At 74.3% G+C, this 22747-nt stretch carries 17 protein-coding genes; 8 read left to right on the top strand and 9 right to left on the bottom strand.

The window, feature by feature from the left end; translation table 11 throughout:
- Nucleotides 1-15: 15 nt before the first annotated feature.
- The 4 genes from OG689_RS19885 to OG689_RS19870 all read right to left on the bottom strand — a co-directional run bounded on the left by OG689_RS19885 (nucleotide 16) and on the right by OG689_RS19870 (nucleotide 4363).
- On the bottom strand, nucleotides 16-1062 hold the full coding sequence (locus tag OG689_RS19885; protein ID WP_266322143.1) for a ketoacyl-ACP synthase III family protein: 1047 nt from the start codon (nucleotides 1060-1062) through the stop codon (nucleotides 16-18).
- A 124-nt stretch (nucleotides 1063-1186) separates the two neighbouring features.
- Nucleotides 1187-2404, bottom strand: coding sequence for a cytochrome P450 (locus OG689_RS19880; RefSeq protein WP_266327283.1), 1218 nt, complete (start codon nucleotides 2402-2404; stop codon nucleotides 1187-1189).
- Between the two features lie 5 nt (nucleotides 2405-2409).
- Entirely contained in the window at nucleotides 2410-3210 is an 801-nt protein-coding gene (locus OG689_RS19875; protein WP_266322142.1) for an alpha/beta fold hydrolase, read from the bottom strand.
- A gap of 115 nt (nucleotides 3211-3325) precedes the next feature.
- Complete coding sequence (locus tag OG689_RS19870) at nucleotides 3326-4363, bottom strand: alpha/beta fold hydrolase (RefSeq protein WP_266327281.1); 1038 nt, start codon at nucleotides 4361-4363, stop codon at nucleotides 3326-3328.
- 276 nt (nucleotides 4364-4639) lie between these two features.
- Here OG689_RS19870 and OG689_RS19865 point away from each other — a divergent pair, with 276 nt between their 5' ends.
- From OG689_RS19865 to OG689_RS19850, 4 genes are read left to right on the top strand one after another with little or no spacing between them, the layout of a single operon-like run.
- Nucleotides 4640-6547, top strand: a complete 1908-nt coding sequence (locus tag OG689_RS19865; protein ID WP_266322140.1) for a 2-oxoacid:acceptor oxidoreductase subunit alpha — start codon at nucleotides 4640-4642, stop codon at nucleotides 6545-6547.
- Nucleotides 6540-7649 carry a 2-oxoacid:ferredoxin oxidoreductase subunit beta gene (locus OG689_RS19860; protein WP_266322138.1) on the top strand — a complete coding sequence of 370 codons (1110 nt, stop codon included), beginning with the start codon at nucleotides 6540-6542 and terminating at the stop codon, nucleotides 7647-7649. The genes OG689_RS19865 and OG689_RS19860 overlap by 8 nt, the downstream gene beginning before the upstream one ends.
- Nucleotides 7646-7984, top strand: coding sequence for a ferredoxin (gene fdxA / locus OG689_RS19855; RefSeq protein ID WP_266322136.1), 339 nt, complete (start codon nucleotides 7646-7648; stop codon nucleotides 7982-7984). Before OG689_RS19860 ends, fdxA begins: the two co-directional genes overlap by 4 nt.
- Nucleotides 7981-8655: a TetR-like C-terminal domain-containing protein gene (locus OG689_RS19850; RefSeq protein ID WP_266322134.1), complete on the top strand. Its 675-nt coding sequence runs from the start codon at nucleotides 7981-7983 to the stop codon at nucleotides 8653-8655. The genes fdxA and OG689_RS19850 overlap by 4 nt, the downstream gene beginning before the upstream one ends.
- Before the next feature lie 87 nt (nucleotides 8656-8742).
- Here OG689_RS19850 and OG689_RS19845 read toward each other — a convergent pair whose 3' ends face one another.
- Complete coding sequence (locus OG689_RS19845) at nucleotides 8743-9489, bottom strand: response regulator transcription factor (RefSeq protein ID WP_266322132.1); 747 nt, start codon at nucleotides 9487-9489, stop codon at nucleotides 8743-8745.
- 332 nt (nucleotides 9490-9821) lie between these two features.
- Between OG689_RS19845 and OG689_RS19840 the strand changes: the two genes are divergently transcribed.
- Complete coding sequence (locus OG689_RS19840) at nucleotides 9822-11021, top strand: transaldolase family protein (protein ID WP_266322130.1); 1200 nt, start codon at nucleotides 9822-9824, stop codon at nucleotides 11019-11021.
- Between the two features lie 146 nt (nucleotides 11022-11167).
- Here OG689_RS19840 and pabB read toward each other — a convergent pair whose 3' ends face one another.
- The 3 genes from pabB to OG689_RS19825 all read right to left on the bottom strand — a co-directional run bounded on the left by pabB (nucleotide 11168) and on the right by OG689_RS19825 (nucleotide 14929).
- Complete coding sequence (gene pabB, locus OG689_RS19835; RefSeq protein ID WP_266322129.1) at nucleotides 11168-13342, bottom strand: aminodeoxychorismate synthase component I; 2175 nt, start codon at nucleotides 13340-13342, stop codon at nucleotides 11168-11170.
- A 140-nt stretch (nucleotides 13343-13482) separates the two neighbouring features.
- Nucleotides 13483-14190: a class I SAM-dependent methyltransferase gene (locus tag OG689_RS19830; RefSeq protein WP_266322127.1), complete on the bottom strand. Its 708-nt coding sequence runs from the start codon at nucleotides 14188-14190 to the stop codon at nucleotides 13483-13485.
- Between the two features lie 466 nt (nucleotides 14191-14656).
- Nucleotides 14657-14929: a hypothetical protein gene (locus OG689_RS19825; RefSeq protein WP_266322125.1), complete on the bottom strand. Its 273-nt coding sequence runs from the start codon at nucleotides 14927-14929 to the stop codon at nucleotides 14657-14659.
- On the opposite strand from OG689_RS19825, the gene OG689_RS19820 reads away from it, so the two are divergent.
- On the top strand, nucleotides 14909-16510 hold the full coding sequence (locus OG689_RS19820; protein ID WP_266322124.1) for a helix-turn-helix domain-containing protein: 1602 nt from the start codon (nucleotides 14909-14911) through the stop codon (nucleotides 16508-16510). The genes OG689_RS19825 and OG689_RS19820 overlap by 21 nt on opposite strands.
- Before the next feature lie 135 nt (nucleotides 16511-16645).
- Here OG689_RS19820 and OG689_RS19815 read toward each other — a convergent pair whose 3' ends face one another.
- Nucleotides 16646-17932, bottom strand: coding sequence for a transposase (locus OG689_RS19815; RefSeq protein ID WP_266322122.1), 1287 nt, complete (start codon nucleotides 17930-17932; stop codon nucleotides 16646-16648).
- Between the two features lie 617 nt (nucleotides 17933-18549).
- On the opposite strand from OG689_RS19815, the gene OG689_RS19810 reads away from it, so the two are divergent.
- Together OG689_RS19810 and OG689_RS19805 are read left to right on the top strand one after the other, a co-directional pair.
- The gene (locus OG689_RS19810; RefSeq protein WP_266322120.1) at nucleotides 18550-19704 is read left to right on the top strand and encodes an AfsA-related hotdog domain-containing protein; all 1155 of its coding nucleotides are present in this window, start codon (nucleotides 18550-18552) and stop codon (nucleotides 19702-19704) included.
- A gap of 157 nt (nucleotides 19705-19861) precedes the next feature.
- Complete coding sequence (locus OG689_RS19805) at nucleotides 19862-22744, top strand: AfsR/SARP family transcriptional regulator (RefSeq protein ID WP_266322118.1); 2883 nt, start codon at nucleotides 19862-19864, stop codon at nucleotides 22742-22744.
- Nucleotides 22745-22747 lie beyond the last annotated feature (3 nt).

Here is a 22747-nt window from a genome sequence, read left to right as displayed (position 1 = left end):
CGAGGGCGCGGTGGGTCAGGAGGCGGTGTTCCAGGAGGGGGTTTCGAGGATCTCGATGATGAAGGCGGTCCACATGAAGCCGGTGCCGACACCGATGGTCAGGACCTTGTCGCCGGGGTTCAACTGCCGGGTCTCCACCAGGTGGTTCAGGTTCACCAGGTGGTCCGCGGCGCCCATGTGGCCGTAGTCGCGGCCCCAGTCGTAGACGGTCTGCGACACGTCGACGCCCAGCGGGTGGTAGAAGCCCCAGTCGACGATGGTCTGGCCGGTGTTGGCGTGGATCAGGTACCTGATCTGGCTGATGTCGGTGCCGGCGTCCTCGAAGACCTGGCCGACCACCGCGAACAGGCTCTTGGTCATCCGCTCGACGGTCTCCTCGTAGAGGTTCTCGCCGGTCTGCAGGTAGGCGCGCTTGCGGGCACGCAGGGAGACGGTCCTGCCCTCCGCGAACGGGCCGGTGGTCCAGGCGCCGCCGCGGTAGATCGGCTCCAGGGTGGAGTCCGAGAAGGAGGCGCTGGCCACCACCTTGGCGAAGCCGGTCCGGCTGGAGAGGATCAGCGCGCCGGCGCCGTCGCCGAAGACCTGCTGGTCGTCGGTGTTCCAGCGGTCGAAGTACGGCAGGTGGAAGGAGTCGCCGGCGCTGACCAGCGCGGCGGTGTCGGTGCGGGCCGCCACCCAGGAGGCCGCGAGCTCGAAGGCGGCCAGGCCGCTGTTGGAGCCCTGGCGGATCTCGGCGGTGGCGCCGTTGCCGCCGACCGAGTTGTTCTGGACGTAGGAGGCCGGTGTCCAGAACTCCTGCCCCTGGTGGCTGTTGTGGCCGTGGACGACCAGGCCGATCTCCTCGGTGGTGTGGCCCGAGCGCTCGAAGGCCTGCCGGGCGGCGGCCGAGGCCATCTCCACCGGGCTCTCGTCCTCCAGGCGGGCGACGTGCACGCCGCGGATGCCGTTGGCGAGGTGCTCGTCCAGGGTGTAGCGGCCGGCCTCGATCGCCTGCTCGGCGGTCTCGACGGCCTCGGGCAGGTAGGCACCAAGGCCCGCCAGGTACAGATTGTCCCAGCGCATCTTCAACTCCCCTGATGAGAAACGATTTTGACTTCCCTGCCGAGGTTTCCAGCCCCCGCTAAAGGCCTTCTTGTGCTGGCCGCCGGGTCGCCGCGCCGCCGGCCGGCGCCCGCCGTCGCCGCCCTCACCAGGTCACCGGCAGCGCGCTGACGCCGTGCACCAGCAGCCCGGCGGCCCGCGGGATCTCGGCCAGCGGCACGGTCAGCCGCAGCCCCGGGAACCGGCGCAGCAGCGAGCCCAGCGCGATCTGGAGCTCGGCCCGGGCGAGCGAGCCGCCCAGGCAGTAGTGGGCCCCGTGCCCGAAGGTCAGGTGCGGGTTGGCGGCGCGCTCCGGGTCGATCTGCTCCGGGCGCGGGAACGGGCAGCCGTCCCGGTTGGCCGAGCCGATGCCCGGCAGCACCGCGCTGCCGGCCGGGATCCGGACGCCGTCCAGCTCGACGTCCTCCAGGGCGATCCGCAGCAGCCCCTCGTCGCCCGGCGGGTAGAGCCGCAGCAGCTCCTCGACCGTCCGGTTCAGCACCTCGGGCCCCTGGGCCGCCCAGTCCTTCCCGCGCGGGTGGGTGAGCAGCGCCAGCAGGCCGTTCGCGATCTGCTTGGCGGTCGTCTCGTGGCCGTTGACCAGCAGGCTCACCCCGAGGAAGAGCAGCTCCTCCTCCGACAGCCGGCCGTCCTCGGCGTCGCCGACGGCGACCAGCGCCGACAGCAGGTCGTCGCCCGGCCGCTCCCGCTTGGCCGCCACCAGCTCCACCAGGTAGCCGCGCAGACCGGCCTGGGCGGCCAGCATCTCCTCGGCGGAGCCGGCGCCGGTGGACAGCCAGCCGCTGGAGAACGCCGCGAAGCGGTCCTGGTCGGAGCTGGGCACGCCGAGCAGGTCGCAGATCACCAGGACGGGCAGCCGCAGGGTGAACTCCGGCACGAGGTCCACCGGCGGGTTACGGGTGTACAGCCGGTCCAGCAGCGCGTCGGTGTGCTGCTGGATGAGCGGGCGCAGCGCCTCCACCCGGCGGGCGGTGAACTCCCGGGAGATGATCCGGCGGACCCTGGTGTGCTCCGGCGGGTCCATGTTGAGCAGGCTCGGGAAGGTCTGCGGCGCCGGCCCCACCCGGGGCGCGCCCGGCCTGGTGGTCGCGGCCCGGCTGAACCGGGGGTCGGAGAGCACCGCCTTGGCGGCCTCGTAGGAGGCGGCCAGGTACGCCTGGTCGCCGCTCGGCAGGCGGACCGGCGCGACCGGGCAGCCTGCGCGCATCCGGGCGTACTCGGGGGCGGGTTCCAGTGGTCCGGGGCGGTGGAACGGCAGCGCGGGCGGCGCCTCGGGCGCGGTGACGGTGTCCAGGGGCAGCATGTCGGTCACGAGGAGACGCCTTCCAGCAGTCGCAGCGACCGGGACTCGGACGCCGTCCCCGCCGCCGCGTGGCGGCGCAGCAGCTGCGCCACCCGGGCGAGGAACTCGGTGTCGCAGTCCCGGATGAAGAAGTGGCCACCGGCGAAGGTGTCCATCTCGAACGGGCCGGTGGTGTGCTGCTCCCAGAGCCGGATCGCCTCCGGGGCCACCAGCCGGTCCTCGGAGCCCGCGAAGACGTACAGCGGCACCGGCAGCGGGGCGATCGCCCGGCTCAGCGGGCCGGCGCAGAGCAGCAGGTCGTCGCGGGCGACCGGCAGCAGCGCGGACAGCCACTCGGGGTGCTCCAGCAGCCGCTGCGGGATGCCGCCGAGTGCCGCCAGCACCGCGGCCAGCTCCTCGTCGGAGGCGTTCCGGTCGGCGATCCGCGGGGCCGGCAGGTGCCGGGCCCGGTAGCCGCTGAGCAGCAGCGCCTCGGGCAGCTGCCGGCCCCGGGCGTGCCGGCGCTCGGCGAGCGAGAAGGCGATCAGCGCCCCCATGCTGTGGCCGAAGAAGACGTGCGGTTGGTCCAGCTCCGGGCCCAGCTGCTCGTCCAGCTCCGTTATCAGGGCGTCCAGGTCGGTGAACCGCGGCTCCGCGAGCCGGTCCTCCCGGCCGGGCAGCCGCACCGGGACGACCTGCACCTCGGGCCCGAGCCTGCGCTGCCAGCCCACGTAGGAGGACGCGCCGCCGCCCGCGAACGGGAAGCAGAACATCCGCAGGGCGCCCGTGGGCAGGTCGATGTGCCGGTCCGACAGATAGCGCGTCATTGCTGCTCCCCCTTGAACCCGGGGCCGGGGCCCCTGTGCTGTGGTTGCTTCCTGTCGCTGTCGTATCTCTGTGCCCGCGCTGCCGCCTGCCCGGTCGCGGGCCGCGGCCGGTGCTTCAGGCGGCGGCGGGCGGCGCCGGGGCGCGGGTGCCGGCGACCGGCACAGCGGCCGGGGCCGGGGCGGGCCGTGCACCGGCCGCCCGGGCGTGCGGGCGGCGGGTGCGCAACATCTGGCGCCACTCCTCCGCGCTGAAGTGCGCCGGTTCGGTGGAGGCGATGAAGTCGTGCAGCACCGACACGAACCGCTGCGGGTCGGTGCGGAACGGGAAGTGCCCGGCGTTCTCGAAGAGTTCGAGCCGGCTGCCGGGCATCGAGACGTGCGCCATCCCGCCGTGGATGGCCGGCACCACCTGGTCCCGCTCGCCCCAGACCAGCATGCTCGGCATGCCCTGGGCGAGGTAGCAGCGGTCCATCAGCGTCCCGACCTGGCCGCGCCAGTCGACCACCGCCCGCAGGGTGCGGATGAAGGCGCTGCGGGCCTGTGCGTCGGGCAGCGCGTCCACCACCCGCAGCAGGTCGGGGGCGTCCAGGCCGAGCCCGGTGTCCAGGGTCTGCATGACCTTCACGAAGGCCCCGAGCTGCCACCGCATGGTGGGCAGCCTCAGCGCCGCCAGGGCGAGTTCGGCGCCCGGCAGGGAGGCGGCCCGGAGCACCGGGGTGACCTGCCGGCCGACCCCGCCGCTGCTGACCAGCACCAGCCGCTCGGTCCGCTCGGGGAACTGGTAGGCGAACTGCATCGCGACCCCGCCGCCGAGCGAGTGCCCGACCAGGGTGACCCGCTCGACGCCGAGCACCGACAGCAGGTCGCGCATCCCGTTGGCGTAGCCGCCGACCGAGTAGTCCGCGCGCGGCTTGTCCGAGGCGCCGTGGCCGAGCAGGTCGGGCACGATCACCCGGTAGCGCTGCGCGAGGCCCGGGACGACGTCGTTCCAGGTCTCGGAGGAGTCGCCGATCCCGTGGATCAGCAGGACGGCCGGCCCCTTGCCCGCCATCCGGAACGCCCGCCGGTAGCCGTGGACGGTGCGGTAGCGCAGCCGGGCGGCCTGGCCCGACCCCGGTCCCGTCCGGGTGGCCGTCGTCGTGCCGGCCGTGATCCTGGTTGCCACGTCGCCTCCGTTCCTGGCCCCCGGTCGGAGCCTCCTGCGGCCGGCCGGGTCGGCTGGGTTGCCGGGCGCCGCCGGCCCAGGGTGTTGCCGGTGGCTTGCGGCCCCCTAAAGGACCGGGGGCTCCGGCGACGGGCTTTAGTGCGCGCTCAGTGCCGCACAAGTGCCCGACAGGGGGGCGGCTGTTTGCTCCGTCCCCATGTCGGAGGAAGCACGCGACCGGGACGTGACGACCGGAAGTGCCGAGCGGAGAGCGGGTCTTCGAGCATGAGTACAGAGGCGGTACGGGCCGTTGCGCCCGCGAAGGCGGTCAAGCAGCTGGACCGGGTGGTCATCCGCTTCGCGGGTGACTCGGGTGACGGGATGCAGCTGACGGGGGACCGGTTCACGTCGGAGACGGCGTCGTTCGGTAACGATCTGTCGACGTTGCCGAATTTTCCGGCGGAGATCCGGGCGCCTGCGGGGACGTTGCCGGGTGTGTCGAGTTTTCAGTTGCATTTCGCGGATCATGACATTTTGACGCCGGGGGACGCGCCGAATGTGTTGGTGGCGATGAATCCGGCGGCGTTGAAGGCGAATGTGGGGGATCTGCCGCGGGGTGCGGAGATCATTGTGAACACGGACGAGTTCACGAAGCGGGCGTTGGCGAAGGTGGGGTGGGCGGTGGATCCGTTGGGGGACGGGTCGTTGGAGGCGTATCACCTGCATCGGGTGCCGTTGACGACGTTGACGTTGGAGGCGTTGAGGGACAGCGGGCTGGCGCGGAAGGACGCGGAGCGGGCGAAGAACATGTTCGCGCTGGGTCTGTTGTCGTGGATGTATCACCGGCCGACGGCGGGGACGGAGGCTTTTCTGCGGTCGAAGTTCGCGAAGAAGCCGTTGATCGCGGAGGCGAATGTCCGGGCGTTCCGGGCGGGGTGGAATTTCGGGGAGACGACGGAGGATTTCGCGGTTTCGTACGAGATCGCGCCGGCGGCGTTGCCGGCGGGGCGGTACCGGAACATTTCGGGGAATCTGGCGTTGTCGTACGGGTTGATCGCGGCGGGGGTGCGGTCGGGGTTGCCGTTGTTCCTGGGGTCGTACCCGATCACGCCGGCGTCGGACATTTTGCACGAGTTGTCGCGGCACAAGAATTTCGGTGTGCGGACTTTTCAGGCGGAGGACGAGATCGCGGGGGTGGGGGCGGCGCTGGGGGCGGCGTTCGGTGGTGCGTTGGGGGTGACGACGACGTCGGGTCCCGGGGTGGCGTTGAAGTCGGAGGCGATCGGGTTGGCGGTGTCGTTGGAGCTGCCGTTGCTGGTGGTGGACATCCAGCGTGGTGGTCCCTCGACGGGGTTGCCGACGAAGACGGAGCAGGCGGATCTGTTGCAGGCGATGTTCGGGCGTAACGGTGAGGCGCCGGTGCCGGTGGTGGCGCCGGCGACGCCGGCGGAGTGTTTCGACGCGGCCCTGGAGGCGGCGCGGATCGCGGTGCGGTACCGGACGCCGGTGTTCCTGCTGTCGGACGGGTATCTGGCGAACGGGTCGGAGCCGTGGCGGATCCCGGAGGTCGGGGAGTTGCCGGGGATCGATCCGGACTTCGCGTCGGGGCCCAACCATGAGTTGGAGGACGGGTCGCGGGTGTTCTGGCCGTACAAGCGGGATCCGTTGACGTTGGCGCGGCCGTGGGCGGTGCCGGGGACGGCGGGGTTGGAGCACCGGATCGGCGGGATCGAGAAGCAGGACGGGACGGGCAGCATCTCCTACGATCCGGCGAATCACGATCTGATGGTGCGCACCCGTCAGGCGAAGGTCGACGGGATCGAGGTGCCGCCGTTGGTGGTGGACGATCCGGACGGCGTGGCCCGGGTCCTGGTGCTGGGGTGGGGTTCGACGTTCGGGCCGATCGCGGCGGCGGTGCGGCGGGTGCGGGCGGAGGGTGGCCGGGTCGCGCAGGCGCACCTGCGCAACCTGAACCCCTTCCCCGCCAACCTCGGGGCGGTCCTCGAGGGCTACGACCGGGTGATCGTGCCGGAGATGAACCTGGGGCAACTCGCCATGCTGCTGCGGGCCAGGTACCTCGTCGACGCGCAGCCCTTCACGCAGGTCAACGGGATGCCCTTCAAGGCGGCACAGTTGGCGGACATGCTGTTCGCGGCGATCGGGACGCTGGACGGGGATGAGAGCGATGACTGAGGGTCTGTCCGGCGGTCTGCCCGAGGGGTTGCGGTCGCTGAGTCTGGTGCCGCGGGCCGAAGGGCCGCAGAGTGCGCGGGATTTCAAGACGGATCAGGAGGTGCGGTGGTGTCCGGGGTGCGGGGACTACGCGATCCTGGCGGCGGTGCAGGGGTTCATGCCGGAGTTGGGGATCCGGCGGGAGAACACGGTGTTCGTTTCCGGCATCGGGTGTTCGTCGCGGTTCCCGTACTACATGAACACCTACGGGATGCATTCGATCCACGGGCGGGCGCCGGCGATCGCCACGGGGTTGGCGACGTCGCGGCAGGACCTGTCGGTGTGGGTGGTGACGGGTGACGGTGACGCGTTGTCGATCGGCGGCAACCATCTGATCCACGCGCTGCGGCGGAACGTGAACCTGAAGATCCTGCTGTTCAACAACCGGATCTACGGGCTGACGAAGGGTCAGTACTCGCCGACCAGCGAGGTCGGGAAGATCACCAAGTCGACGCCGATGGGCTCGCTGGACGCGCCGTTCAACCCGCTCTCGCTGGCGATCGGCGCGGAGGCGACCTTCGTGGCCCGCACCATCGACTCCGACCGCCAGCACCTCACCTCGGTGCTGCGGGCGGCGGCCGAGCACGAGGGCACCGCCCTGGTGGAGATCTACCAGAACTGCAACATCTTCAACGACGGCGCCTTCGAAGTCCTCAAGGAGCCGGGGACCCGCGACGAGGCGTTGATCCGGCTGGAGCACGGCCGCCCGGTGCGCTTCGGCACCGACGGCGCCCAGGGCGTCTTCCGCGACCCCGCCACCGGCGAACTCCACGTCGCACCGGTGACACCCGACAACGAGAACGCCGTCCTGGTCCACGACGCCCACGCACCGGGCCCCTCCACCGCCTTCGCCCTCTCCCGCATCGCCGACGCCGACACCCTCCACCACACCCCCATCGGGGTGCTGCGCAGCGTCGGGCGGCCGGTCTACGACGTGCTGATGGCCGAGCAGCTGGCCACCGCCACCGCCCGGCAGGGGCCCGGCGACCTCGCCACCCTCCTCGCCGGCACCGACACCTGGACGATGGCCGACCGGCCCATCACCGAACGGAGTGACTCATGACCTACGTCATCGCCGGAGGCTGCGTCGACGTCAAGGACAAGGCCTGTCTGGACGAGTGTCCGGTGGACTGCATCTACGAGGGCCCGCGCTCCCAGTACATCCACCCCGACGAGTGCGTGGACTGCGGCGCCTGCGAACCGGTCTGCCCGGTCGAGGCGATCTACTTCGAATCCGAACTGCCTGACCGGTGGAGCGACTTCGCCCGGGCCAACGCGGAGGTCTTCATCCCGCTGGGCTCGCCCGGCGGGGCCTCCGGGCTCCCGGTGCTGGCGGCCGACCACCCGCTGGTGGCCGCCCTGCCGGTGGGTGAACCGGTGGCCGGGGGCACGCGGTGACCGGGCGGGCGGCGCCGGGCGGGCGGGCCGTACTGACGCCCGCCCGCGTGGTGGGGACGGCGCTGCTCGTCCTCGACCGCGGCGGGCCGGCCGCCCTCACCCTCACCGCGGTGGCCGGGCAGGCGGGGGTGGCCGTCCCCTCACTCTACAAGCACGTCCCCGGCGGCCTGCCCGACCTGCGGGCCCTGGTCCGGGTGCAGGTCCGGGCCGAACTCACCACGGCCCTGCGCCGGTCGGTGGCGGAGCTCAGCGGCGACGACGCGATCCGGGCCCTGCTCGGGGCGTACCGGGCGTACGCCCTGGGGCACCCGCACCGCTACGCGGTGCTCACCGCGGCCGAGGCGGTCACGGACGGCGAGGCGGTCACGGACGGCGTGGCGGGCCAGGCCGGGCCGGTCGCCGCCGGGCCGTGCGCCGGCCGACCGGACGGCGAGCCGGACGTGTTCGCCGCCGCCCTGGCCGGGCACGGGCTGGCCGGCGAGGAGCTGCTGCACGCCGCCCGCTGCCTGCGGGCGGTGGCCCACGGGTTCGCCGCGCTGGAGACCACCGGGGGCTTCGGCCTGGCCGTGGACGCCGGCGCCACCCACGCCCGGCTCACCACCCTGCTCTCCTGGGGCCTGCGGCCGAGCCAGGCCTTCCTCACCGCGAGCCGGGCCTGGGTGGCGGCCTGAGGCGGCCTCCTGAACGGCCGGCCGGACGGCCCGAACGACGAGGACGGGCCCGGTCCACCTGGACCGGGCCCGTCCGTGCGGCGCGGTTCAGCGCGCACCGACCTGGCTCATCCGCGGCCACGGGTCGGTCCGGCGGGCCCAGCCGTGCAGCTCGCGCCGGGAGGAGACCTCCAGCTTCTGCATGACGGTGCTCACGTAGTTCTTCACGGTCTGCCGGGCCAGGTGCAGGTGGGTGGCGATCTCGTCGTTGGAGTAGCGGCGGAGCAGGAGCTCCAGCACCTCGCGCTCGCGGACGGTCATGCACTCCGTCAGCATGTCCCGGCCCGGTTGCGCGTCCCCGGCCGGCCAGGCCGGCTGGGTGGAGGGGCCGAGGCCGTCCAGGGCGCTCTGGTCGGAGGTGATCCAGGTCGGCCGGCCGGCCGCGAGCCGGCGCACCGCCTCGACCAGCGTCTCCGGTTCGACGGAGCGGTGGACGAAGCTGTCAGCCGCGCCCTCCAGGCATTCGAAGACGATGTCCGGGTCGTTGTGCTCGGAGTAGACGAGCACCAGCGGCGGCCGCCGGGAGTCCTTGAGGTGGCGGCCGAGCCGCAGGCCGTCCCGCGGCTTGCGCAGGTCGCAGTCGGTGATCACGATGTCGGCGCGGGTGTCGCGGTGGTCCAGCCAGGCGGCCTCGGCGCTCTTCGCCGTGGTCACCGTGCCGACCGCGCCCGAATCCCGCAGCAGCGCCGAGAGCGCGGTGCGCGCCAGCGGCCAGTGGTCGACGACGAGAGCCCGTGGGCGCGCCGTCCATTCCTGCCGGTTCCAAGGCACCGACGTGCCCCCGTTCTCCTCCATGCCTCTCACCATCCTTCCCCGTGACCGGTGGTACGACCCGATCCCCCCTGATGACATGCCGATTGTCAGGACCGGGCGAGCGGCCGGTCAACGCGGGCCGGGCTTGTTTCGCAAGTGCGGGAGAGCAGCCAGGCCAGCGGCGATCCGGGAGGTGACAAAGTACGAGGACGATCATTGCGCCCGCCTCGGGGCCCGCGCAGACTGTCCGTGTCGGCACGGCTGCCCGGGCCGCGCACCCGGTGCGCGCCCGGCGATTCGCCGCAGACGGTGAGGCCTTAGGCATCTCGCGTGCCGCGTAACGATATTGAGAATCCGTCAGGTACGTTCGGCGGGTGACCACCGACACGCAGCAGGGGAGAGCCGGGATGAGGGGTGCCACCTGGAAGCAGCTGGCCGCCGAGGGGGCCTCCGTCTGGCTGGACGGGTCGGTCCGGCCGGCGGCCGCGCGGCCGGACGGCGCCGCCCCGGGCGGTACCGGCCGGGCGCCGGCCCCCCGGACCGCCGAGGAGCTGGTCGCCGGGGGCTGGGTCACCGGCCTGGTGCTCGGGCCCGAGGCACTGGCGGACAGTGTGGACTCCCCCTCCCAGCGGGCGCTCCTGCGGGATCTGGCGAGTCTTGAGGTCAGCCCGCAGGGCGCCGTCCGGCGGTTGTCCGCGCACCGCGCCCGGGAGGCCTGCGACCTGCTCGGCCGGGTGTACGAGGAGAGCGGCGGCCAGGACGGGTACGTCTCGGTCGACCTGCCGGTGTGGTCCCCGGCCGACCCGGCGGCGCTGCTGGCCGAGGCGCGCACCCTGTGGTGGCTGGTGGACCGGCCGAATCTGCTGGTGCGGATCCCGGCGACGGAGGCCGGCCTGGCCGCCATCGTCGGCTGCCTGGCCGACGGGATCGGGGTGGACGTCGCACCGCTGCTCACCGTCGAGAGCTACCGCCGGGTGCTGGACGCCTTCGACGAGGGGCTGGAGCGGGCCCGGGCGGCCGGCCGGCGGCTGGACCGGATCGCCGCGCTGACCTCCTTCGCCGTCCGGAAGGTGGACGCCGAGGTCGACGCCCGGCTGGCCGAACTGCCCGGCGCCACCTCCGCCGCGCTGCGCGGCCGGATCGGCCCGGCCCTGGCCAGGGTGGTCTACCGGCTGCGGGAGGAGCACCTGGACCGCGCCCGCTGGCGTTCGCTGGCGGCCGCCGGCGCCCGCCCGCACCGGCTCGCCTGGCTGGCCTGCGGCACCCCGCCGGAGCCGCAGGCCGGCGCCGGCTCGGGCGGCCGCTACCTCGGCGCGCTGCTGGCGGAGGGCGTCGTGCACGTCCTCCCGGCGGAGCTGCTGGCGGGGCTGGAGGAGGAGGTGCCGCTCTTCGGGGACATGCTGTCCGGCCGGTTCGTCAGCGCCCAGCGCGACCTGGAGGGCCTGGTGGCGGCCGGGGTGCCGCTGGCCGAGGTGACCGACGAGCTGGGCACCAGGTACCCCGCGGACTTCGCCCGGGCCTGGTCGCGGCTGCTGGCGGCGACCACCGCCGGGCTGCGGCCCGCGCAGGGGTGAGGCCGGTGGGCGCGGGGGCCGGGGCCGTCCCGGTGGCCCGGACGGTCCCCGGCCCCGCGGCCGACCTGCTGCTGCCGTCCGCCGGGGCCGGCCGGGCCGGACTCGGGCAGGCCCGGATCGGCCAGGTCCGCGGCCGGTGCGCCGTTCTAACGGACGGGCCCGGCGGGCCGGGCGGCGAGGGCGGGCCGGGCCGGTACGCGTCCGGGGAACCCGTCGGCGCAGAGTCCCAACAGGGGGGCCGCCTTGACCGCGGTCTCCTCGAACTCCTCCTCGGGGTCCGAGAGGGCCACCACCGCCCCGCCGACGCCGTACCGCACCCGGCCCTGCTCCGGACCGGCCACCAGGGTGCGGATCACGATGCTCAGGTCGGCCGCGCCGGAGAGCGAGAAGTAGCCGACCGCGCCGGAGTAGACACCGCGGGGGCCGGCCTCCAGCCGGTCGATCAGCTGCATCGTCCGCCGTTTGGGGGCGCCGGTCATCGAGCCGCCGGGGAACGCCGCCCGTACGCAGTCGACGGCGCTGGCGTCGCCGCGCAGCTTTGCGCGCACGGTGCTGACCAGCTGGTGGGCCCGGGCGAAGGTCTCCACCTGGAAGATCTCCTGGGCCTCCACCGAACCGACCTCGGCGCAGCGGCCCAGGTCGTTGCGGACCAGGTCGACGATCATCAGGTTCTCCGAGCGGTCCTTCTCGCTGGCGGCGAGCTCCAGGCGCAGCGCCTCGTCCTCGGCCGGCGTCGCGCCGCGCGGCCTGGTCCCCTTGATCGGACGGGACTCGGCGACGCCGTCCCGGTCGATCCGCAGGAACCGCTCGGGCGAGGTGCTGAGCACGGTCGTCCGGCCGAACTGGAGCAGGGCGGCGAACGGCGCGGGGCTGGCCCGGCGGAGCCGGCGGTAGGCCTGCCAGGTGTCGAAGGTCCCGCTCGCGGTCAGCTGGTTGGTGAGGCAGACCTCGTACGTCTCGCCGGCGGCGATCTCCTGCTGGCAGGCGCCGATCAGGTCCAGGTACGTCTCCCGGTCGTGCCGCAGCCGCAGCCCGTCGAGCTGCGGCTCGCGGCCGACCGGCGGGTCCTCGGCGGTGCGGCCGGCCAGGGTGTCCAGCTGCCTGGCGGCGTCCGCCAGCCACTGCCGGGCCGCCGCCTCGGAGGCGCCGCCGTCGCCGTCCTCGACCAGGGCGAGCAGGTGGCTGGTCCCGGTCGCGTGGTCGAGGACGACGGCCCGGTCGGCGAAGACCAGGACGGCGTCGTCCTCCTCGGCGCGGTGCACCCGGTCACCGCCGGTCTGCGACTTCAGCTCGTAGCCGAGGTAGCCGACCCAGCCGAGCGCGAAGTCGAAGGGGAGTTCCGGAAGTTCGGTCCGGCAGGAGCGCAGGTCCTGGTCGAGCCAGGGCAGGAACTCGCCGGCCGTGGTGGTGGCGAGGCCACCCTGTTCGACGGTGACGGTGTCCCTCCAGGCGTCGGCCCTGGCCACCCGGGCGAGCGGGCCGCAGGCGTCGCCGAGGATCGAGAAGCGGCCGCGGGCGGTGTCCCGGGCACTGCTGTCGAGCCAGAACGCGTGGTTGCCGCCGCGGAACAGGTGGTCGAAGACCAGCTCGTCCTCCCAGCGGGTCGGCAGGGCCTCGGCCAACACCCGCAGGCGGCGGACGGGCCCGGACGGTGCCGCCGCCACACCCGCGGTATTCCCGCCGGCGGTGCCGGCGGCGGGAGCCGGGGCCGGGCCGCCCGCCGGCCGGGGCGGGCGGTGCTCGGCCGCCAGCCGGAGGAAGTTCGCCAGCAACTGGTGGCCGTGGCTGGTGGAGACCGACTCGGGGTGGAACTGCACGCCCCAGAGCGGGCGGTCGCGGTGGCGCAGGCCCATCAGCACACCGTCCGTGCTCCACGCGGTGGCCTCGATCTCCTCGGGGAGGTCGGTGACGGCGAGCGAGTGGTAGCGCACCACCTCCAGCGGGGACGGCAGGCCGGCGAAGAGGCCGGTGCCGTCGTGCCGGACGGCGGAGGTCCGGCCGTGCCGCGGCTCCGGGGCCCGGCCGACGGTGGCGCCGAACTCCCAGCCGATTCCCTGGTGTCCGAGGCAGATTCCCAGGATCGGCAGTTCGCACTCCCGGACGAGCCGGCGGCAGATGCCGAAGTCGGCCGCGCGGGCCGGCGTACCGGGCCCGGGGGACAGCACCACACCGTCGAATCCGGCCAGCCTGGCCGCTAACGGCCCCTCGGCCCAGCCGGGTTCGTCGTTGCGGACGACCACCGGTTCGGCGCCGGCCTCGGCCAGGTAGTGGAACAGGTTGTAGGTGAAGGAGTCGTAGTTGTCGACCAGAAGAATGCGCACCGCAGCCTCACAGACTTGGCGGGGAAGGGGAGTTGGGGCATCGCGTCGCAGCCGGTGGGCAGTGTCGGGGCATGCCGCCCACCGGTCCGGCGGGCGCGGCCGCCGGCCGGACCGGACGGCGCTCGGAGCCGGGCGCGGCCTCAGGCGGCGATGACCTGCAGCAGCATGTGGTCGACCGCGTCCTGGCCCTCCTGGACCACGACCCGGCGCAGTTCCCGCAGGTCGCGGCCGGTCTCCTCGGCGGCCCGGCCCAGCTCCGCGAGGTCCCCGCGCGAGCTGAAGTGCAGCAGCGCGGCGCCGCCGGGGGTCAGCCAACCGGTGACCTGGTCGAGGAACCTGCGGTGCGCGGCGTAGCCGGTGTCGACGTAGGCCCGCTCGTGCATGCTGCGGTACTGGTAACCGCTGGGCGCCAGGACGTAGTTGGAGCTCCAGAAGACCAGGTCGAAGCGCTCTTCGGCGGGAACGGCGTCGAACAGGTCGCCCTGGACGGCGCGGAACCGCTCCGCCACCCCGTGCCGGCTGGCGTTGAGCCGGGCGTTCGCCGCGGCCTGCGGGTTGATGTCGGTGGCGACCACCCGGTCGCAGCCGGCGAGGGCGGCGGTCACCGCGATCACCCCGGTGCCGCAGCCGACCTCCAGGAACGACCCGGAGCGCGGTACCTCGACCGGCTCCGACCAGCCCAGGAAGTCCAGGGCCACGCCGGTGCTGGGCGAGTAGATCGGTGCGAAAACGTCGTCGAGCAGGTCCCACTCACGGCCGCGCAGGGTGAACCTGGACGGCCGGTCCGCCCGGGTCCGGGCCTCGTGGCTGCGGCGAAGGGATCTCAGGTAGCTCTGGATCTCGGGCATGTGGACTCCCCCGGTCTCGATGATCGGCCTGGCCGGCCTCCCTCGGTGAGCGCCAAGTGTTCACAACCCGGCACGGGTGGGAGAAGGTGATGCCGTCACACAACCCCTCAATCGGGTGGTGACCGGATCACACCCTGTCATCAGAGCGGGTCGCCCACCTCGGCGCTAAACGCTCCCGTAACGGCCCGGACATCGCCGGTCCGTTTCCATTCCGGATTGTGGAAGGCATTGCCGGCCGTCGGGTTCCCGTTGCCCGGGCGTTGCCGAATGCTGGCGCAAACGTCATACGGCCGGACCCGCAGGGGAATTGGCGGGCGTTCCGGTGCTTGACGCGGAGTGGCGAGACCCATACAGTCCGACTCTACGGACGGCGGTACCAAGATCTCAGAGAAGGGTCCGGGGGGACTTGCGTATCGACTCTGTCGAGGCGGGCGCGCTCGCGGCTCTTCAGCTCCTTGCCGCGGAGTCACCACCCAGCGCCTTTGACGATCTGCTGCATGAGGCAAGGCGCGAAGGACTGTCCCCCGACTCGGTCGAAAAGCTGACCCAGGTCAAGTACCTGACGCTGAGAATTCACGCACTTCTCGGTAGACAGGGCCAGCGCGAGGCCGAGCTTTCGGCGCTTGTCGATACCGCCCGGGATCTCTCCTCGCCGTTCGAGCTGGACGCCCTTCTGAAGGTAATCTCGCGAAGAGCCCGCCTTCTGCTCAATCTCGACATGGCGTACATCAGTTTCCATGATTCGGATTCCGAGGACTCCTACATCCGTGCCGCCGACGGTCATGCGACCGCGCTCACGGTGGGATTCCGGGTGCCCGGGGCGGCCGGCCTCGGCGGCGACGTCAGATCCGGCGGCGCGCCCTTCTGGACCCCCGACTATCTCGCCGACGACCGCATCCGGCACGTCGGGCCGATCGACGAGGTGGTCCGGGCCGAGGGCCTGCGCGCCATCCTGGCCGTCCCGCTGCGGTACGGGGACTCCGCCTTCGGCGTCCTCTACGCCGCGGACCGCGGCATCCGGCACTTCACGCCGGCCGAGGTCGCCCTGATGACCTCGCTGGCCGACCTCGCCGCGGTCGCCATCGAACGCACCCAGCTCACCGGCCAGGCGCTGGCCGAGATCATCAGCCTGGAGCAGTACTCCTCCCGGGCGAAGGGCGAACTCGGCGCGCTGCGCCGGGCCCACGACAGCCACTCCCGGATGGTCGACCTGCTGCTCGACGGCGGCGACCTGCAGGCGCTCACCGCGATGGCCGCCGAGGCGCTCGGCGGCCCGGTGGCCGTCCGCGACGGCGGCGGCCGGATCCTCGCCTTCAACGGGGAGATCCCGGGGGTGGACGAGAGCGCCGTCGTCGGGGCGGCCCTCGACTCGTACGCCTCCCGGGAGCCGGTCTGCCTGCCGGACGGCACCTGGGTCGCCGCCGTGACCGCCCACAACCAGGACTTCGGCCACCTGCTGGCCCGCCCGGAACGCCCGCTCGGCGAGAGCGGGGTGCGGCTGCTCGCCCTCACCGCCAAGTCGGTGGCCCTGCTGGTGCTGATGCACCGGACCACGGCCGCCACCGAGAGCCTGATGCGCGACGAGTTCTTCGACGACCTGCTCGCCGAACCCCAGCGCCCGGTCGCCCAACTGCGGGAGCGGGCAAGGCGGCTGGGGCTGGACCTGAGCAGCCCGCACGTGGTGGTGGTGGCCCGGCTGGAGGGCGGCCCCTCGGGTCGCGCGGTGGTCTGGGCCTCGTCCTACGCGCTGCGGATGAGCGGACTGAAGAGCATCCGCAGCGGCTGCATCGCGCTGCTGCTGCCCGGGGTGGACGCCAGCGCGGCGGCCCGCGCCGTCTCCGGCGAACTGTCGCCGATCCTCGGCCACCAGGTCACCGCGGGCGCGGCCGGCCCGGTGTCCGGGATCGAGGAGATCGCGCCGATCTACCACGAGGCGCAGCGCTGCCTCAGCGCGCTGTCCGCGCTCGGGAGCGACGGCGGCAGCGCCTCGCTCAGCGAACTCGGCTTCATCGGGGTGCTGTTGGGCGACAGTCACAGCGCCACCAACTTCATCGACAACACCATCGGCCCGGTGCTCGACTACGACACCCGCCGGCTCAGCACCCTGGTCCGCACCCTGGAGGCCTACTTCGCGGCGGGCTCCAGCCCCACCTACGCGGCCGAGGCCCTTCACGTGCACCCCAACACGGTGTCGCGCCGGCTGGAGCGGATCACCGAACTGCTCGGCCCGGACTGGCAGAAGCCCGCCCAGGCCCTGGAGATCCAGCTCGCCCTGCGGCTGCAGCGCACCCGGGACGCGCTCCAGCCGTCGGCCGACTGACCCGGGGCCGACCCCGCTCGCAGCACCACGGCTCCCCTCCCGTCCGCCCGCCCGGGCCGACCGTTCCTGCTCGCGGCGCCGGCTGTCCCCGCTCGGGCCGCCGCTGTTCGAGCTGCCTCCGCTCGTGCCGCCCGCTCAGGACGCCCGCACCAGCGCGGGCGCGCCGCCGGCCGTCAGGATCCTGACCGCGTGCGCGACCGAGGCCAGCGTGGCGTGCCGGTGCCACCCCTCGAAGGACCGCCCCTCGAACTCCCGCAGCCCGACCGGCTCCCCGACGTCCTCGAAGTCCCGCTCGACCCGGCGGGCCAGCTTCGCCAGCCGCAGCAGCGCGGCGGGCGGGCCGTTCAGATCGGTCAGCCAGTACTCCGCCGGCCAGGGCAGGCCGTCGCTCCACTCGCCCAGCAGCGTCAGCGCGCCCCGTCCGCCGGCCCGGACGGCCGCACCCGGGTCCGTACCGCCCGGCCGGGCCGGCAGTGGCCGGGCCGCCCCGGCGGCGCCCGGCCGGCCCGCGGGCGCCCCGCCGGGACGCTGGCCCGCCCGCTCGGCCCGCTCGTCCAGCCGTACCGTCACCGCCAGGCTGCTCCGGGGCCGGTCCCGGACCGGGTCCCACCACTGGACGGGGACCCGCGCGGTACCGGCCGAGGCCGTGCTGAGCAGCTGCTGGGCGCGGGCCTCGCGCCGGCCCACGCCGCCGGACGGGCCGGCCGGCAGCAGCAGGGACTCGTCGATCCGGGCCAGGAAGGGGATCCCGGCGGCCTGGCAGGCGGCGACGGCCGCCGCCGACTCCGGGCCCTCCAAGGCCAGCACCACCGGGCGCCTGGGCAGCCCCCAGCCCCGGGCGGCCTCCACCACGGCCCGGCCGGCGCACTCGCCGGGGCTGCTCTCCCCCCAGCGCTCGGGAATCTTCGCCCGGCTGCGCCTGGCCCGGTCGGCCAGCCACCCGGCCGGCAGGTGCAGACCCCAGTTCACCGGGCTGCTCCCGCGCGCCGAGACCGCCCAGAGGCCGTACGCCCGCTGGCTGTTGACGACCCGGCCGGAGTCCGGGTCGAGCCGGCGCTCGACCCCCACGGTGTGCTCGCCGGCCTTGGGCACGGTCATCGGGCGCAGCACCCAGGCCTGTGGTCCGAGCACCGTCTCCAGATGCCGGGCGAGGGCCGCCCGGACGGGCCGCCAGTCCCAGGTCGAGCAGCTGATGAAGTGGTGCATGCTCTGCCCGGCCGCGTCGGCGCCCAGGTGCAGGGCGATGTTGCGCATCGACTTGCGGCCCTCGGTCATCAGCAGGCCGCGGACGTAGCGCTCGCCCTTGGTCCGTTGGTCGCTGCGCTGCATGGAGGCGAGCACGGCGGCGCACAGCGTGCCCACCGTCTCGTCGAGGTCCCCGTCGAGCAGCGGAAGGCTGCCGGGTGCCAGACCTGTGCTCATCGGATCCCCTGTTCTCCGGTCGGCTCGCGGTGCTCCGCCGCGGTGTTCGCGCACCGGTGGGTGGAGCCCACCCGGCGGGCCGCGGGAGCCCGAAGGGTGGTCGGTCCACCATCGCCGGGAGCCGGGCCGGCGCACAGGTGCGGCCGTCACACACTCGGGGCCGCCCGGTGCTGGCAAGGCAACCATCGGCCCGGCGGGACTCCCCGCGGGCCGTCCGGGGCGGCGCCGGGGTGGTGGCCGGACCACACTCCCCCGTACATCCGGCCGACCGCTCGCTCGTGGGCGCGAGCCGTCCGGCGGCCCGTGCGGAGGGCGGGTACCGCCGGTACCGCCCGCTCCGCGGATCCGAGTACCGCCGGTCCTAACGGTGGCGCGGGCCGGGTTCCTAGCCTGGGCCAGGACGGGGGAGGCGTCAGGCAGCCGACCTCACCCGCCAGGAGGAGCCGCCGCCGGAGCCGTCACCACGGACCCGCCGTCCGACCCTCTCCGCGAGGGCCGGACGGACCCGTCGACCGGGCCCGCCGGGCCACCGGCGCGGGGACGCCCCGGCCGCAGGCTCAGGGAAGGACCGCATCGCTGCCAGAGACTGCCCAGAACGCCGACGAGCGGAGTTCTCCGTGCCAGAGCAAGTACCCGGTCTCACCCTCGCCCAGGCCGTACGCCCCAGGTCGGAGGCGGGGCCCCGGCCCACGTCCGCGGCGATGTCCGCCTCGATCGCCCCTTCGATCTCCGCCCTGGTGACCGGCGCACCGGCGCTCGCCCCGATGGTCGTGGCGGCCCCGGCGGCCGCGCCCCCGAGGTTCACCCCGGCCGCGCCGGCGTCCCCCGGCTTCGTCCACCACCTGGTGCACCGCCCGAACACCCCGGAGGGGGTGGTGCTCGGCACCGCCGCGCCGGTGACCCAGGAGTTCGCGGTCTCCGCCGTGCTGCCCGAACGGCACCCGCTGTTCAACGACGGGGCCGACGCGTTCCACGACCTGCACTCGCCGGCCGAGGCGTTGCGGCGCACCGCGCTGTTCGTCGCCCACCGGTACTTCCGGGTGCCGCAGGAGCGGCCCGCGGTGTTCGCCTCCACCGAGGTCGAGCTCACCGAGCTGGAGCCCTGGCGCCGCACCGCCGGGCCGGCCCACCTGACCATGGACATCACGCTGCGCCCGGCCGACGTGGTCAACGGCGTGCCGCGCGGCCTGGAGTGCGAGAGCGCGCTCAGCTTCGAGGGCGTGCGCTGCGGCACCGCCCGGGCCCGGCTGGTCTTCCTGATGCCGAAGGTCTACCAGAACCACCGGGAGCGGGGCCGTGCCGCCAGCCGCTCCAGACCCGTCGAGGTCGAGGGCGCCGAGCCCTGGCCGCTGCGGCCGGAGCCCAGGGCGGTGGGCCGTACCGACCCGCTGAACCTCGTCCTCGGCACGCCGGCCCAGAACCGGGCGGGCGAACTGCTGGTCCAGGTGCTCGCCGACCCGGCCAACCCGGTCTTCGCCGAGGCGGCGGGCGACCACGTGCCGGCCGTGGTGCTGCTCGAAGCCTCCCGGCAGACGGCCTTCCTGCTGGCCGGTGAGCTGCACGGCTTCACCGTGGCCGGCTGCGTGCTGAGCCGCTGGAGCGCGCGCTTCCAGGGCTTCGCCGAGCCCGACCTGCCGCTCTGGTGCCGGGCGCTGGCCGGGCCGCTGGGACGGGCCGCCGACGGCCGGCCCGCGCTGCCGGTGACGCTGGTCCTCTTCCAGGGTTCCCGCCAGGTCGGCTCGGTCGAGACGACCGTCCTCCAGGACTGCTGATGAGCCGGTCGCCGCTGCGCACCCGCCCGACCCCGTACGCCGCCGGCCGGCGGCACCGGTTCACCCCGGCGCCGCCGGCCGGCCCGGCCGCGATCACAGTCACGGCCGCCACCACAGTCACGGCCACCCCGGCCGTCACGCCCCGCGGGAGAACGAGATGAGGTTCCGGATCCTGGGGCCGGTCAGCATGACCCCCCGCACCCCGACCGCCGCCAAGGTCCGGGTGCTGCTCGCGGCGCTGCTGGTCCGGGCGAACGAGGTGGTGTCCACCGAGAGCCTGATCGACGAGCTCTGGGACATCGACCCGCCCAGGACCGCCGCCACCACCCTCCAGGTCTACGTCTCCCAGCTCCGCAAGGCGCTGGCCGACGCCGACGGACCCGACGACGCGTTCGCCGCCGGTCGGCGCCTGCACACCGTGCCGCCGGGCTACCGGCTGCACGTCGGCGAGGACGAACTGGACCTCAGCCGCTTCGAGTTCCTGCGCCGCAGCGGCAAGGAGGCGTACGAGCGCGGCAACTTCGCCGCCGCCTCCGGCCTGCTCCGCGAGAGCCTGGACCTGTGGACGGGCGTGGCCCTGTCCGGCGTCCCGCACGGCCCGGTGCTCGCCACCACCGGCGTCCGCCTGGAGGAGCTGCGCACCGTCACGCTGGAGCAGCGGATCGCCGCCGACCTGCGCCTCGGCCGGCACCACGAACTCACCGGCGAGCTGATGGAACTGGTCAGCCGGCACCCCTACCGGGAGACCCTGCACGCCCACCTGATGGTGGCGCTGTTCCGGGCCGACCGGCAGTCCGACGCGCTGCGCGCCTTCGGCCGGGCCCGGCGCTCACTGGTGGAGGAGCTCGGCGTGGAGCCCGGCGCGGGCCTGCGCAAGCTGCACGACCGGATCCTGCGCTCCGACCCGACCCTGGCCTGGCAGGAGCCCGTGGCCCAGGCCGGCCAGGAACCGGCCCCGGCGCTCTGGCTGCCGCCCGCCACCGCCGACTTCACCGGCCGCGAGGACGTCCTCACGGTCGCCGGCAAGCTGCTCCCCGAGGCGGCCGGCCCCGCGCCGCAGCCCGTCCTGGTGGTCAGCGGCCGGGCCGGCGTCGGCAAGAGCGCCCTGGCGGTGGAGCTGGCCCGGCGCAACGCCGACCGGTTCCCCGCCGGTCAGGTGCTGCTGCACCTGCGCGGCCCCCGCGACATGGCGCTGGACGCCGGCCAGGCGATGGCCGGCCTGCTGCGCCGGATCGGCCCGGGCAGCGAGGGGGCCCCCGCCGACCAGCCGCCGCCCGCCGGCGGGGAGGAGGCGGTCGCCGCCCCGGCCGGCGACCGGGAGGAGCTGGCCGAGCGGCTGCACCGCGCCGTCCAGGGCCGCAGGCTGCTGGTCATCCTGGACGACGCCTCCTCGGAGGAGCAGGTCAGGCCGCTGCTGGCGGCCCTGCCGGACACCTTCACCGTGGTCACCAGCCGGCGCACGCTGGCCGGCCTGGACGGGGCCCGCCACCTCACTTTGGACGTGCTGCGCCCCAACGAGGCGCAGAAGCTGCTGGCGTCGATCGTCGGGCCCCGGTTGGCCGACGACCCGGCCGCCGCCCAGGAGATCGCCCGGCTCTGCGGCCACCTGCCGCTCGCCGTGCGGGTGGCCGGTACCGGTCTGGCCGCCCGGCCGCACTGGACGGCCGCCGCCTGGGCGGCCCGGCTGGCGGACGAGAGCGCGGGCCTGAGCCGCTTCGTGGCGGGCGACCTCGACGTCCGGGCCAGCCTGCTGGCCGGCTACCGCGAGGTCGGCCCGGCCGAGCAGCGTGCCTTCCGGCTGCTGTCGCTGGCGCCCGTCCCCGACTTCCCGCTGTGGAGCGCCGCAGCGCTGCTGGGCCTGCCGCCGGCCGAGGCCGAGCAACTGGTGGAGCGGCTGGTGGAGTCCCAGCTGCTCGGGGTCCGGCGGGCCGCCTCGGGCCAGGCGTACCGCTACAGCTACCACCGGCTGCTCAGGAAGCTGGCGCTGGAACTCCTCGCGGACGAGCTGCCGGGCGAGGTGGAGTCGGCCACCGAGCGGCTCGGCACCGCCTACCTGGGGTACGCCCGGTACGCCGACGCGCTGCTCGCCCCGGGGCGGCTGGCCCGTTCCGGTGAGCCCGGCTCCGCCGGGTCCCGTTCGCTCGGGTCCCGTTCGCTCGGGTCCCGCTCGGTCGGGACCAGCTCGGTCGGGACCAGCTCTGCCGACTCGCGATCCGCCGAGCCCCGACCCGCCGCCGCGCGGGCGGCCGCGGCCGGTGCGGCCGGCGGGTCCGACCCGGCCGCCGTGGTCGGGGACACCCCGGCCCGCTGGTTCCAGGACGAGGCGGCCGGGCTGGTCGACGCCGTCCGCCAGGCGCACACCGCCGGGCTGTGGCGGCTGACCTGGGAGCTGGCCGGCGTCCTCACCGGCTGGTTCGAGGCCGGCTCGGTGTGGGGCGACTGGGCGGCCACCCACGAACTGGCCCTGGACGCCACCCGGCTGGCCGAGCGCCCGGCCGAGCGGGCCGCGGTGCTGCACTCGCTCGGCGACCTGGCCTGGCAGCAGCGCCGGACCCGCCCGGCGGCCGACCGCTACGAGTCCGCCCGGGCCCTGTTCGCGGCCGCCGGCGACCGGGCCGGCGAGGCCCGCTGCCTGGTCGGACTGGCCGACGTCGCACTCAGCAGCGGCGAGGCCGGCCACGCCGGCAAGCTGTACGCGCAGGCCGCCGAGCTCTTCGCGGCCGACGGTCCCGGGCACGCCCGCGGCCAGGCCGACGTCCTGCGCGGCCTGGCCCTGGTGAGCCTGCTCGGCGGCCGCACCGAGGAGGCGCTGCACCGCTTCGGCGACTTCGTCGAGGCGGCCCAGCGGCTCGGCGACAAGCGCTGGTCGCAGTTCGGCAGCCGCAGCATCGACCGGATACAGGAACACGTCGTGGACTGGGCCACCGGCCGCCGGCTGGAGGCCCTGGAGGTCCGTCCGGGCGTCTGGCTGGTGGGCGTCCCGTACGCCGGGGTCACGCCCGCGGGGGGCGTGCACACCGGCGGCGTGTACACCGGCTGACCG

The sequence above is a fragment of the Kitasatospora sp. NBC_00240 genome, from assembly GCF_026342405.1.
GTDB lineage: Bacteria > Actinomycetota > Actinomycetes > Streptomycetales > Streptomycetaceae > Kitasatospora.
This window is presented reverse-complemented; position numbering and strand designations above follow the sequence as displayed.